At 47.9% G+C, this 12,684-nt stretch carries 10 protein-coding genes, 1 tRNA gene and 2 pseudogenes; 8 read left to right on the forward strand and 5 right to left on the reverse strand.

Annotation, left to right across the window (positions count from 1 at the left end):
* Nucleotides 1–285: 285 nt before the first annotated feature.
* From proB to SOM48_RS15225, 4 genes and pseudogenes are all read left to right on the forward strand, one after another.
* Complete coding sequence (gene proB / locus SOM48_RS15210; RefSeq protein WP_023479003.1) at nucleotides 286–1,389, forward strand: glutamate 5-kinase; 1,104 nt, start codon at nucleotides 286–288, stop codon at nucleotides 1,387–1,389.
* A gap of 11 nt (nucleotides 1,390–1,400) precedes the next feature.
* The gene (proA, locus tag SOM48_RS15215) at nucleotides 1,401–2,654 is read left to right on the forward strand and encodes a glutamate-5-semialdehyde dehydrogenase (protein ID WP_320512254.1); all 1,254 of its coding nucleotides are present in this window, start codon (nucleotides 1,401–1,403) and stop codon (nucleotides 2,652–2,654) included.
* 111 nt (nucleotides 2,655–2,765) lie between these two features.
* Nucleotides 2,766–2,841 (forward strand) — tRNA-Thr (locus SOM48_RS15220).
* Nucleotides 2,842–2,992: 151 nt separating this feature from the next.
* Nucleotides 2,993–4,032: pseudogene (locus tag SOM48_RS15225) on the forward strand (tyrosine-type recombinase/integrase).
* A gap of 28 nt (nucleotides 4,033–4,060) precedes the next feature.
* On the opposite strand, the gene SOM48_RS15230 reads toward SOM48_RS15225, so the two are convergent.
* The 4 genes and pseudogenes from SOM48_RS15230 to SOM48_RS22700 form a co-directional block, all read right to left on the reverse strand.
* The gene (locus tag SOM48_RS15230; RefSeq protein ID WP_320512255.1) at nucleotides 4,061–4,762 is read right to left on the reverse strand and encodes a DUF2290 domain-containing protein; all 702 of its coding nucleotides are present in this window, start codon (nucleotides 4,760–4,762) and stop codon (nucleotides 4,061–4,063) included.
* Nucleotides 4,759–6,846, reverse strand: a complete 2,088-nt coding sequence (locus SOM48_RS15235) for a DEAD/DEAH box helicase (RefSeq protein WP_320512256.1) — start codon at nucleotides 6,844–6,846, stop codon at nucleotides 4,759–4,761. Before SOM48_RS15235 ends, SOM48_RS15230 begins: the two co-directional genes overlap by 4 nt.
* A 456-nt stretch (nucleotides 6,847–7,302) precedes the next feature.
* Entirely contained in the window at nucleotides 7,303–7,578 is a 276-nt protein-coding gene (locus tag SOM48_RS15240; RefSeq protein ID WP_320512329.1) for an ogr/Delta-like zinc finger family protein, read from the reverse strand.
* A gap of 234 nt (nucleotides 7,579–7,812) precedes the next feature.
* A pseudogene (locus SOM48_RS22700) lies at nucleotides 7,813–7,923 on the reverse strand (hypothetical protein); the annotation flags it as partial.
* A gap of 200 nt (nucleotides 7,924–8,123) precedes the next feature.
* On the opposite strand from SOM48_RS22700, the gene vapB reads away from it, so the two are divergent.
* The 3 genes from vapB to SOM48_RS15255 all read left to right on the forward strand — a co-directional run bounded on the left by vapB (nucleotide 8,124) and on the right by SOM48_RS15255 (nucleotide 9,476).
* Nucleotides 8,124–8,354, forward strand: a complete 231-nt coding sequence (gene vapB, locus SOM48_RS15245; protein ID WP_042715980.1) for a type II toxin-antitoxin system VapB family antitoxin — start codon at nucleotides 8,124–8,126, stop codon at nucleotides 8,352–8,354.
* Complete coding sequence (locus tag SOM48_RS15250) at nucleotides 8,351–8,767, forward strand: type II toxin-antitoxin system VapC family toxin (protein ID WP_313163728.1); 417 nt, start codon at nucleotides 8,351–8,353, stop codon at nucleotides 8,765–8,767. Before vapB ends, SOM48_RS15250 begins: the two co-directional genes overlap by 4 nt.
* 94 nt (nucleotides 8,768–8,861) lie before the next feature.
* Complete coding sequence (locus SOM48_RS15255; protein WP_312202229.1) at nucleotides 8,862–9,476, forward strand: hypothetical protein; 615 nt, start codon at nucleotides 8,862–8,864, stop codon at nucleotides 9,474–9,476.
* 195 nt (nucleotides 9,477–9,671) lie between these two features.
* On the opposite strand, the gene SOM48_RS15260 is transcribed toward SOM48_RS15255, so the two are convergent.
* Nucleotides 9,672–10,124, reverse strand: coding sequence for a hypothetical protein (locus tag SOM48_RS15260; RefSeq protein WP_320512257.1), 453 nt, complete (start codon nucleotides 10,122–10,124; stop codon nucleotides 9,672–9,674).
* Nucleotides 10,125–11,021: 897 nt separating this feature from the next.
* Here SOM48_RS15260 and SOM48_RS15265 point away from each other — a divergent pair.
* A complete protein-coding gene (locus SOM48_RS15265; RefSeq protein WP_320512330.1) occupies nucleotides 11,022–12,683 on the forward strand; it encodes a ShlB/FhaC/HecB family hemolysin secretion/activation protein in 1,662 nt (553 codons plus the stop codon).
* The last annotated feature ends 1 nt before the right edge of the window (nucleotide 12,684 follow it).

Raw genomic sequence — 12,684 nt, forward strand, 5'->3', positions numbered from 1 at the left:
CTGATTAAACTAACGCGCCACTATTCGCTGGGCTCTCGCCCCGTGAAAAACAGGAAGGGTTGTAACGCTCTGAAATGAAACATTTATGACAAAGTAAGAGTAATTTGAAAAAGTTATGTTTTTTTGTGTTTGCCATAAAATTGTCAAACTCTGCCGCTACGCTTGCTGATCCCGCGCAACAAAAAAGTGGTCGATTCACGCTGGCGGTTGGCAAGCGCGCTCACTCCTGTTACAACGTTTGATTACTAATAAACTTCTTATTTTTTCTAAAAACGGCAGAGAATCATGAGTGACAGCCAGACGCTGGTGGTAAAACTCGGCACCAGTGTTTTAACAGGCGGTTCCCGTCGCCTGAACCGCGCCCATATTGTGGAGCTGGTGCGCCAGTGCGCGCAGCAGCACGCCGCCGGGCATCGCATAGTAATCGTGACTTCCGGCGCTATCGCCGCCGGGCGTGAGCACCTGGGCTACCCGGAACTGCCCGCCACCATCGCCTCAAAACAGCTGCTGGCAGCCGTCGGCCAGAGCCGTTTGATTCAGCTTTGGGAGCAGCTCTTCTCCATTTACGGTATTCATATTGGTCAGATGTTGCTGACCCGCGCCGATATGGAAGACCGCGAACGCTTCCTCAACGCCCGCGACACGCTACGCGCGCTGCTTGATAACAACATCGTGCCGGTGATTAACGAGAACGACGCCGTGGCGACCACGGAGATTAAAGTCGGTGATAACGATAACCTCTCGGCGCTGGCGGCGATTCTGGCCGGAGCCGATAAGCTGCTTTTGCTTACCGATCAACAGGGGTTGTTTACCGCCGATCCGCGCAACAACCCGCAGGCCGAGCTGATTAAAGATGTCTACGGCATTGATGACGCGCTGCGCGCTATTGCGGGCGACAGCGTTTCCGGCCTCGGCACCGGCGGCATGGGCACCAAGTTACAGGCTGCCGACGTTGCCTGCCGCGCCGGTATCGAGACGATTATTGCCGCAGGCGGCAAGCCCGGCGTGATTGCCGATGTGGTGAGCGGCACGCCGGTCGGCACGCGTTTTCATGCTCAGACTTCGCCGCTGGAGAACCGTAAACGCTGGATCTTCGGCGCACCGCCTGCCGGTGAGATCTCCGTTGATGAAGGGGCGACCGCCGCCATTCTTGAGCGCGGCAGTTCGCTGCTGCCGAAAGGGATTAAAAGCGTGACAGGCAACTTCTCCCGTGGGGAAGTGATCCGTATTTGTAATCTGCAGGGGCGCGATATCGCCCACGGCGTAAGCCGCTACAACAGCGATGCGCTGCGCCGGATTGCCGGTCACCACTCGCAGCAGATTGATGAGATTCTGGGCTATGAGTATGGCCCTGTCGCGGTGCACCGCGACGATATGATTACCCGTTAAGGAGCAGAGGTATGCTGGAACAGATGGGCATCGCGGCGAAAGCTGCGTCGTACAAGCTGGCGTTGCTCACAAGCCAGGAAAAAAACCGCGTGTTGGAGAAGATTGCCGACTATTTAGAGGCGCAGTCGGACGCGATTTTGCTGGCTAACGAGCAGGATCTGCAAGAGGCGCGCGGCAATGGTCTTAGCGAGGCGCTGCTCGACCGCCTGGCGCTCAACCCGGCGCGCTTAAAAAGCATTGCCGACGATGTGCGCCAGGTGTGCAAACTTGCCGATCCGGTCGGCCAGGTGATTGATGGCGGGGTGCTGGACAGCGGGCTGCGCATCGAGCGCCGCCGCGTGCCGCTCGGCGTGATCGGCGTGATTTATGAAGCGCGCCCGAACGTTACCGTGGATGTCGCCTCCCTGTGCCTGAAAACCGGCAACGCTGCGATCCTGCGCGGCGGGAAAGAGACCTGGCGCACCAACGCCGCGACGGTGAAAGTGATTCAGCAGGCGCTGGAAGAGTGCGGTTTACCGGCGGGTGCGGTACAGGCGATTGAGAGCCCGGATCGCGCGCTGGTCAACGAGATGCTGCGCATGGATAAGTACATCGACATGCTGATCCCGCGCGGCGGGGCAGGGCTGCATAAGCTCTGCCGCGAGCAGTCAACGATCCCGGTTATCACCGGCGGTATCGGCGTCTGCCATATTCTGGTCGACGAGACGGCAGAGATCGCCCCGGCGCTGAAGATTATCGTCAACGCCAAAACCCAGCGCCCGAGCACCTGTAACACCGTCGAGACGCTGCTGGTGCATCAAGGCATTGCCGGTACCTTTTTACCGGCGCTCAGCCAGCAGATGGCAGAGAGCGGCGTGACGCTGCATGCGGACGAGCAGTCGCTCGCCCTGTTGCAAAGCGGCCCGGCGAAGGTTGAATCGGTAAAGGCGGAGCAGTATGACGATGAGTTTCTGTCGCTGGATCTGAATGTGAAGATCGTCGCCGATCTCGATGATGCGATCGATCATATTCGCCAGCATGGCACGCAGCACTCTGATGCGATCCTCACCCGCACCCTGCGCAACGCCAACCGCTTTATCAACGAGGTCGACTCCTCAGCGGTGTATGTGAACGCCTCGACGCGTTTTACCGACGGCGGCCAGTTTGGCCTCGGCGCGGAAGTGGCGGTCAGCACGCAGAAGCTGCACGCGCGCGGCCCGATGGGTCTCGAAGCACTGACCACCTATAAGTGGATCGGTTTTGGCGACGATACCATTCGTGCGTAAATAAAGTCGGGTGATGCAAAAGTAGCCGTTTGATTCACAGGGGCATTGACGCATCACCCGCTTAGTTTTAACCTTCTAACCCGTGATTCACGCTCGTGAACACCTCGCAGGGCCGATATAGCTCAGTTGGTAGAGCAGCGCATTCGTAATGCGAAGGTCGTAGGTTCGACTCCTATTATCGGCACCACTTCAGCTTCCTCAAACGTTCGTAGTCGTCTACATATCTTCTGATTTTTAGCGTTTTTTTGCGTTTCAATCCAATGCCGTCCGTAACCATCCAGTACTAAATATGTATAGGATTGTGTATATGTTCCTGTTCGGTCTGGATTCCTGTACACATGCCTTTAAACGATATGCAGATTCGCCGCGCTAAGCCTGAAGCTAAAGCCTATACATTGGGTGATGGCCTGGGGCTATCATTGCTTATTGAACCAAATGGAAGTAAGAGCTGGCGGTTCCGCTATCGCTTTGTTGGTAATCCGTAAATGATCTCGCCTGGGGTTTACCCGACGATCACACTTGCAGATGCTCGCTCTCTTCGTGATAACGCTCGGAAGCTGGTCGCGGAAGGAAAGAACCTTGGTGAGGTTCGAAAAGAGAAAAAGCTTGCGTTGCAAACCGAGTCTGAAAACGCTTTTGAATATATTGCCAGAGAGTGGCATCAAATGAAGTCAACTAAATGGTCGCCAGGATATGCCTCATACATTATGGAAGCGTTTCAGAGCGACATTTACCTTATGTGGGTACGAGACCAGTAGGATAAATCAAACCGCTAGAAAATACGCAAAGTACGACAACGTTGCTCGGAAGTTTTTCGCTATGCCATTACTATGGGCAGCAGAGTTTAATCCTTCTACAGATCTCTCCAGTGCACCCGAAGCACATCAATCCAATCACTTCCCGCTCCTAAGTCTAATGAGATACCCGATTTTCTGTTTGCCTTAAACAGTTACATAGGGAGTCGGCTTGGCCAGATTGCTACGAAATTTCTGCAGAAAGGCTGAAAATGCGTAGGCCACATCTTGTGCCATTGTCTACTCAGGCGTTAGATTTACTTAACGAACTCAAGATCATGACAGAGAGCTACCGTTATGTTTTCCCGGGGAGGAACGATCCGAACAAGCCGATGAGTGAGGCGAGTATTAATCCAGTTATCAAACGTATTGGTTATGGGGGAAAGCTAACAGGGCATGGTTTTAGGCACACGCTGTCTACTATTTTACATGAGAAAGGATTTATATCTGCTTGGATATAAATTCAATTGGCTCATGTTGATAAAAATAATATAAGAGGAACCTATAATCATGCTATATATATTGAGGGGAGAAGGGAGATGATACAGTGGTATTCGGACTTCCTGTTTACAAAAAAGTGCTAAATGATATATTATTTAGCACTTATTAAATTTAGCAAATATAGAACCTGCTTTCCTCTAGTTCACCATTCCAATGCTCAGGGGAAATATGCGGAAGAATATCTAGATTGTTTTTATATACTCCTACGGTATCTCTGTTTATGTACCCTGATTCATGCATCTCTTTCCACGTCTTAGGATAAAAAGTGGATATTATAAATGCAGTGAATGCTAAAGGGGTTAAAATTCTTTTTACAGGTATCCGAGACTCATTCTCATAACCAATATGTAAATGATGTGCTGGGTGGTTTATAGGGTCGTACTGTGAAGGATGTTGGTCTAGCCGAACTGGAGTGAAACTTTTGTGATCAGAGACAGATACTACAAAATTCTGATAGCCTTCGCTAAAAGACCCTGAATCAATGTAACTTGATTTGGTTTCTCTGTCTAAATTATCCCATTCCTCGCCAAATTCACTTAGAAAGTAATCTTCCATAGAAGGAACTGTTATTGGACTCATAATAAATCTAAAGCTGTTTTCTTCAAATAGAAAAACACTCTCGTCAGTGAGTTTAATATGAAACCAAAATTTACTTTTATGCAGCTCCCAGTATTCCCTATAAGCAAGGTTTCTACATAGGGGAGCGTAATTTGAAGGTAAATTAACCCTTCCATTAGACTCTGCTAGCAAGCCTGAAGTCTCCACGAAATCAGTACATTTACTTATTGCTCTCACATCTTGAAAGGAAATCATTTTCTCCCCTTCTTAGCTGATTGTTCCTCCATGAACTTCTGCATGTTTTCGAAGCTTCCAAATTTACTGAGCATAAACTCAAGCTCGCTAATATCTTTGGACGACACTTGCTTAACATGAGTAATATCATGTTCAATTTGCTGGGCTTCTTCCTTCGTTGGGTAATCGAAACGTATGTATGGAATGTTATTAACAGATTGTTCCATTTCATTTTTCAACCCACTGGTAACATCACCAATACCTGAAACAGATAACCAACCTTTTGTTCTTGTCATTGCTGTAAATAAAAGGTTTCTGTTTCTAATATTCAAGTTGTGGCATAAAAAATCAGAGCCGACTATATACACTGAATATGCTTCATTTCCCTTCGCTTTGTGAATTGTAGTAAGTGTTACTCTGTCTTTAACTTTAAAGTCATGAATTGATATTTTCTCTGCGTGCACATTGTTGGTGTATATCTCTCTAGAGTTCAATACCCTTGTCACTTTATTGAAATAATTTCGGCAATTATAATCATCCGCACAAATCACCATGATATCTTCAGGGAGTAATCCTTCGCCCCTAATGTCATTTTCTATGGCTGCAACTAAACTATTTATTTCTTCATCTAAATCTTTATGGCTAAAATTGAAAGCTAATAATTCTCGAGTGTCTTGTTGTGCAAAGCTTGGTGAGTTTTTGGATTCACGCAACACTTCAACTTTTTCCGATTCTTGAAATTCTCCAGATTGTCTGGATGTAACTGAATATCCTAAATCGTTCCAGTATTGAACTGATTCAATTTTTTGAACTTGTTTTCCATACACCCCTAAACCGATAGCATGAGCAGTTACAAGTATAGCTAATGGAGTTCTGTAGCATACCTCAAGGAATTTATCTTTAATGAATTCGGTTCCATCATCAAATATTTCCGTGGCTGTTGGTGTTCTTTTTTGGAAAATATTTTGAAAGACATCCGCACCAAAGCAAACTTGCTTGTTTTTCGCTAGTTTAGTGCAGAGGCGCATGAAGTAAATACCATAATCTTGTGCTTCGTCTACAAAAACATAATCGTATAAAGGTGTGATTTGTGCATTGTTTAAAAGTTCTTTGCATGCATATTCAAATGGATCTAATGTTCCTCTTGATTCAACTTGGGCGTCTGGGAAAGTGAGGAAGTCATGGCCAAAAGCTTTGCAAGCCTCGTAATAAACTCCGGCATTAGATCTCCCTCCCCAAGAGTGCATGACTGTTACGCGATCAAGGTTTGTTGAGTCATCATGAAACTCTCGATAGAAACGTTGAATAAGCCTTAGGACATGTTGATATAGACTCTTAGTTGTAAAAGTATATAGAATGGTTGCCTTTCCAGTCTCATCCCTTAAAAGCGTTTGGGCAACTTTCATGGCTAAAATAACGGTTTTTCCAGAACCAGCTAGCCCTCGAATTCGTTGTGGGCCGTCTAATGCTGGGATGTATCCTTCTTGCTGATCCCTGTCAAACATTAAAATGTTTGATTCAACTTGAGTTATTCTTGCTGCTTTAGAATCAGGTGGCAGGCTTTCGGCATTACGATCCTCCGGTTTTAATAAACCTTTTGCCCCTTGTATCGTAGAGATTGACTCAAAAAACAAACGCTCAGGAAAATTACTTTCATATGAAGCTATTGTATCGAGAAGTTGTTTTTCCGTCGTAACAACAGGGTTGCGCAAATTTTCAATGCTTTTGTCATTGCTATTTAATAATGGTACGAATAATAATGAGTTTACCGGTAATGCAAACCCCAGCATTCCTTTGCGTAGCTGATCATTTTTGATTAGTCTGGAGACAACGAAACCTGCCACCCTTTCTAAGCTTTTATCATCTCTGTTAAGCTGAGGGATATTATATTCATTTGCAGAGGATGAATAAAAAACAATCACGCCGTAATAAGGGCTAACCATTAGGATCTGAGATATTACGAGATTATCATCATCACCTTTATACATTGGGAAGTCTAAAAATATCTCTGCATCGTCCAGTTTTAATTCTGAACGTTCTAAGGATCTAAAAAGCGTTTGTACATCGCGATTCTGAATTTCAACACCTTGGGGATTAATCTTCATTATTTTTGACCGCCCTTGAGTTATGCGTCGTTCTTATCAAAGTAGAGACACTGATATCCCTTATTGTAAGGTTTTTTTTGAAACATTCTAAAAAAATGTTTCACAACATGGGTCTTGTAACAATATATTTGCACTGCAAACGTTGAAGCTTTTCACTCAAACAAGAACCACCTATCGTACCGCTAAGCTATACCGCAATCAAAGCACCTTATCCTTGTTTTATCCCTCAGCGTGCGCAGCCCCGCCCGCCCGCCCGCTTCACTAAATGCACAGGTTTTCATGCACTGTCGATTAACCCTCAATGCCCTTGAACCATGGGCGCTGGGATTAAAATTGATGCACGAAACTCATGCGTTTTCATGCAGCATAAATATGCACTCTCAACATCAGCGGGAAAGTCAGAAAATTGGTATAAAAAAACCGGCATGTAAGCCGGTTCTCGGATCGCTTGAGTCGTCAGACAGGAGTTTGCTGGCGGTTAGAGAGCCGGGATGCTGCGCCATATTTCCCGAGCGTATGAGCTGACTTATTTGATTGCTCGGTTATAACGTCATCCTTCTCCTCAACCTTGTTAGGCCGGGCAATAATCGTATCCACGTTCTCCAGTGCAGTGAATGTGCATGAGCACTCCAGGTAATTGCACTGATAAGAGGTCCACTTTATGGATGGGGCTTCATAAAAGCTGGAACCGGCATGTGAGATTGTGCCGCACTCAGGACACTTTAGAGTAATAGGTTTCCTCCGCAAGTTTCAGGCGTTTGAGCAGTCCTGAAAAGTTTTATGCTTAGCTGGAGTGAATCTCCTCGATGCATCCATGCGCATTAATGCATCAGGCGACAAATCTGATTCATCCAGAATGTCATTGCAGTCCTGGAGCACTGAGTTCGGCATGGTGCGGCAGTGCTGAGCGCAGCACAAGGGCAGCAGGTCACCTTTCTCATTTTCGCTGTGGGACAAATTTGTGACTCAATCACCAAAGGATTGAGTCGATTTTTTCGCATGCTCAGTCCGGTAATTAGGTGCCAATTGCGCACAGCGACGGACCATTTCGATGTGCTCCCTGCCGCTTATTTCCTTTGTACGGCAACTCACCACAGCTCTGGTACCGACTCTTCGCAATGCTGTTGAATGTCGTTATCTTGCCATGTGAAGAGCATATACATATGCCAGCCCTATACGCTTGAACTGAGTTTGCATATACTCAGCATATGGCACACCTGGTACCTGGACAGCGTTCCAGATATGTTCCACATATCCATAATATTCGGGAGAGAATTATGAGAACCGTATCTATTTTCAAAAACGGCAACAATCGTGCCATACGACTACCCCGCGATCTGGATTTTGAAGGGGTGAGTGAACTGGAGATCATTCGTGAAGGGGACAGCATCATCCTGCGTCCCGTGCGCCCCACTTGGGGCTCTTTCTCTCAACTTGAGAAGGCCGATCCGGACTTTATGGCGGAGCGTGAGGACGTTGTCACCGATGAAGGACGATTTGATCTGTGAACAAGACTTATATGCTCGACACAAATATTTGCTCATTCATCATGCGCGAGCAGCCTGAGGCAGTCCTGAAACGCCTGGAGCAGACCGTTCTGCGTAACCACCGCATCGTGGTATCGGCCATCACCTATGCCGAGATGCGCTTTGGTGCTGTCGGCAAGAAAGCCTCACCACGTCACGCAAAGCTTGTTGACGCATTCTGCGCCCGCCTTGATGCAGTTCTCGCCTGGGATCGTGCAGCAGTGGATGCCACGACCGAAATTAAGGTCGCTCTGGCCGCAGCCGGCACACCGATTGGTCCAAATGATACGGCGATTGCAGGGCACGCCATTGCGGCCAGCGCTATTCTGGTGACCAACAATACCCGTGAGTTTGCCCGCGTTCCCGGACTCGAGCTTGAAGACTGGAGCCGTTAATACGCAGTTTAAGGTCGATTTTATGTTGTAACGCCGGTGCTTCACTCCAGTACATCGCGACCCTTTAACAATAAAACTTCTGGAACTCCCTCAAATGAAAATTAAGCACCTGCTATCGTTTCGGTTCAACCGCTGTCTGGTGCTGATACCAGCGTCCTTTTTATTGCTCAGTTGTTCCTCCAACTACCAATTACTCTGTCCTTTCGGCGCACATAAAGGCGAGATTCAGCAATTCGATAAGAGTTACTGGGAGTCAACTAAAAAAAATCCCCTGAAGAGTGACAAGCAGGTTGTTATGGAGTGTAACACCCAGTCTGATGCGGAGAAGGAGCGCCTTTCATCGGCCTATATCCAGTTGTGCAAAGCAGGTCATCTTGATACCGGGAACCGCCTCTTCGTTGAAAAGATATTCAGCGATCCTCATTATTCCAGAGCAGTTTCAGGAATGATGAATGCAAACATGCCGAAGAAAGAGTCAGCCGAATCACAGTTGAAATGGTCAGTAGCGCACAGCGATAACCCTGACAGTTTCAAGGAGTATTGCGGGTATTACGTCAAAAAAGATGCAGATAAACGTTCTTCCACACTGTTGGGCTTAAACGTTGAAGGTTTCAGGTCTGAAATCTTTAACCAGTGCATGGCAAAAAACCATATGATGAAAATCGTTCCTACTAAATCATTCAGGAAGTGTAACAATATTAGCTGGTAACGAGCATGTAAGGTTCCAGCCCGCGTCCGGAATAACCGTTAAAAGCAGGGTATTATCCTGCTTTCATCGGTCTGGAAGCTCGCCGCAAACGGGCGGCGAGTTAGATCTCAGTCAGTACCCGTTCTGATGAAGCCAGCCCGCACATGACCATTTCCTCTTACCCGGCAGGAAGCCTGGATTATCAGTACAAACCTTCTACGCAGAACCTGATTTGTGCCGCTCGCTTCCTTTCCAGTAAATCAGATACGTAAGTGCAGCAACTGAGCAAAAAGCATAAGGGCTTAAAAGCAGAACTTCGTGGTAAGTAATTTCGAATATGCTGATGACAGGCCATGCCAGTACAACCAGCCATATGAAGAGCGTAGTGAACAGTATAAAAAAGCATCCCTTAAATGAAGGGGCAGGGAATATTCGCCTTGTTATTACCACCACCGGAAGACCCACTATAAAAGACCCTGCCAGTGTGCCGTAAATACTTATCATGACGGTAAACAAATAGACAAAAATGACAGATACCAATTCCTCTGCGGAATCGTTATTTTTTGCCCAGTAAAGATATATCAAAAGAAATAATGAGCCAGATAAACTGCCAAATACCGCTGACAGCACAGAAGACATAACTAAATTTTTATCAATAATTTTAGGCATCGTTTTCTCAGCATCTGTGTTGCTGGCCTTCAGGCGGCTTACCGCCTGAGCCGTGCAGCGTGGCGTGGGATCGCAAAGCAGGAATGGAGTTTAAAGGCGTTTACTCCCAACCCAGCTCACTATAAGTCTTACAATCCTGGTCAGGAAAAGAGGTCATATATTGACCCCAGCCCATATATTTATAATAAAGTGTCATTGCTTCATAATAGCTCGTAGCTTCAACTTCCCATACGAGCTCTGCGCCGGGCGCTAATAACGATCTTGCTGCATGTCCGTGAACACCTTTGAGGCAAAAGGTTTGGCTCCCGTCTGGCTCTAACCATAGTTCATGCTGCAAAATTGACTCCCTTTATTATTAAGATTGTCTGCCAATCATTCCATATTAGACAGTGATTTAACAGACGATAGTCTGGTAAAGACCTTAGTTTTGCATGGCTGTGGTAATGGTCGGCATCAGTATCATTGATTTAGCTAAAGAGCGCGAGCAGCGCAAATCAGGCACAAGAGAGCACCGTGCTTACATCAGCCGGAGCGCCCGGCGAACCCGGCAACATAATAGCCTGTGGCTATTACCCCCATCCCTGCTTTGATATATCCATCCTTCTCTATTAACCTACTAATTTAAGTAGCCAAATAATCGATGCTTACAATTACCAAAAATGCTAATAGCATCTTATTAACCACCCTGCGTATCACTTAATCTTCAAAGCCACTGCGATATACTTCAATCTTCTCCAGAATATATCCTGAACTAAAGTTAAATTTAAAAGTACATTATCTATTTGCCTCATCGAGTATTGCCTTTTTAATTAATCCATAAGAAAATACTTAGAAATCATTATTAAAAGCAACTTAACCAAAATTATATTGGTCGGGTGACCTATGTTTTCTTCAGGGATGAGAAAAGTGCGTTATTTATTGCTGTTTATATTATTTATCTCTGCCGCACAGGCTGCGCCATTATCGCCGGCTGATCGGGATGCGGTGCGTCAACAGCAGGAACAGTTGTTGCGCCAGGGCCAGCAGCAGCGCGATGAGCTGGAGCGAAGCACGCCGCTGCCGCGTCAGGAGGTGCGTACGCCCGACGGCAACGCTCAGGGGCCCTGTTTTACCATTCACACTATAACCCTTTCAGGCGTCACGCTTATCAGCGCGAAAGCGCAGCAGAAACTGATCTCACCGTGGCTGAATCAATGCCTGGATATGGCAAAAATCACCGAATTAACCACCGCCATCTCTGACTGGTATATCAGCCGCGGCTATATCACCAGCCGCGCATTTCTTACTGAGCAAGATCTGTCGCAGGGTGAATTACGCCTGGTAGTAATGGAAGGGAAATTAAGCCATATCCGCCTCGACGATGAATCGCCGCGCATGCTGAAAATGGTTTTCCCCGGTCTGGAAGGCAAGGTGTTAAACCTGCGTGATATTGAGCAGGGGATGGAGCAAATAAACCGTTTGCGCAGCAACCCTGTGCAGATAGAAATAGTGCCGGATACCGAGCCGGGATATTCCATCGTTAACCTTACCGCCACGCCGGAATTCCCGTTAAGTGCCTCTTTCTCGCTCGATAATAGCGGGCAGAAGAGCACTGGCGAGAAGCAATTAAACGGTTCACTGAGTGGAAATAACCTGCTGGGGCTGGCTGATAAATGGTTTGTCAGCGGCGGGCGCAGCAGTGACTTTGCCACCGGATATGACGCGCAGAGTTTCCAGACCGGCGTCAGCGTGCCTTATGGCTACGGCCTGCTGGATTACAGCTACGCCTGGAGTAACTACCGCACCACCATTATGAATCAGGGTTATCCATGGATGTCGACGGGTGACACCAAAACCCATCGGCTGAATGGTTCATGGGTGGTGTTTCGTAATGGCGATATCAAAACCGCGCTCTCGGCGGGCGTAACCCAGCGCTCCAGCCGTAACTGGCTTAACGACGCGCCGCTGAAAAGCAGCACCCGCAACCTCTCCAGCCTCCAGCTTGGTATCAACCACACACAGAAAATGTTCGGCGGTGTGGCAACGTTCAACCCCGGTTACAGCCACGGTATGCCGTGGTTTAACGCTGAAACCGATGAAGAGAAGATCGGCGACGTGCCGCGCGCAGAGTTCCGTAAGTGGAACCTGAGTGCCAGTTTCCAGCGCCCGGTAACCCATGATCTTCTGTGGCTTACCAGCCTGTACGGGCAGTGGTCGCCGGACCGGCTCTATGGCAGCGAACGGCTGACCCTCGGTGGCGAAAGCTCCATTCGCGGCTTTAAAGAGCAGTATCTCTCCGGCGATAACGGGGGTTACTGGCGTAACGAACTCAACTACCCGCTGTTTACCCTGCCGGTGTTCGGGCAGATCAGCGCCACCGTCGCGCTGGACGGCGGCTGGCTGGAAAAGGATCGCTTCGATAAATTCGCTTCGGGCACGCTGTGGGGAACGGCGGCATCGCTTAGCAGCGCCGGGCGCTGGTTCGCAAGTCAAATCACACTGGGGACGCCGCTCGCCTATCCCGACTGGCTGGGGCCGGATCATCTGACGCTTAACTGGCGTGTTGCGGTGACATTTTAAG

The organism is Kosakonia sp. CFBP8986 (genome assembly GCF_034044935.1).
Classification (GTDB): Bacteria; Pseudomonadota; Gammaproteobacteria; order Enterobacterales; family Enterobacteriaceae; genus Kosakonia; species Kosakonia cowanii.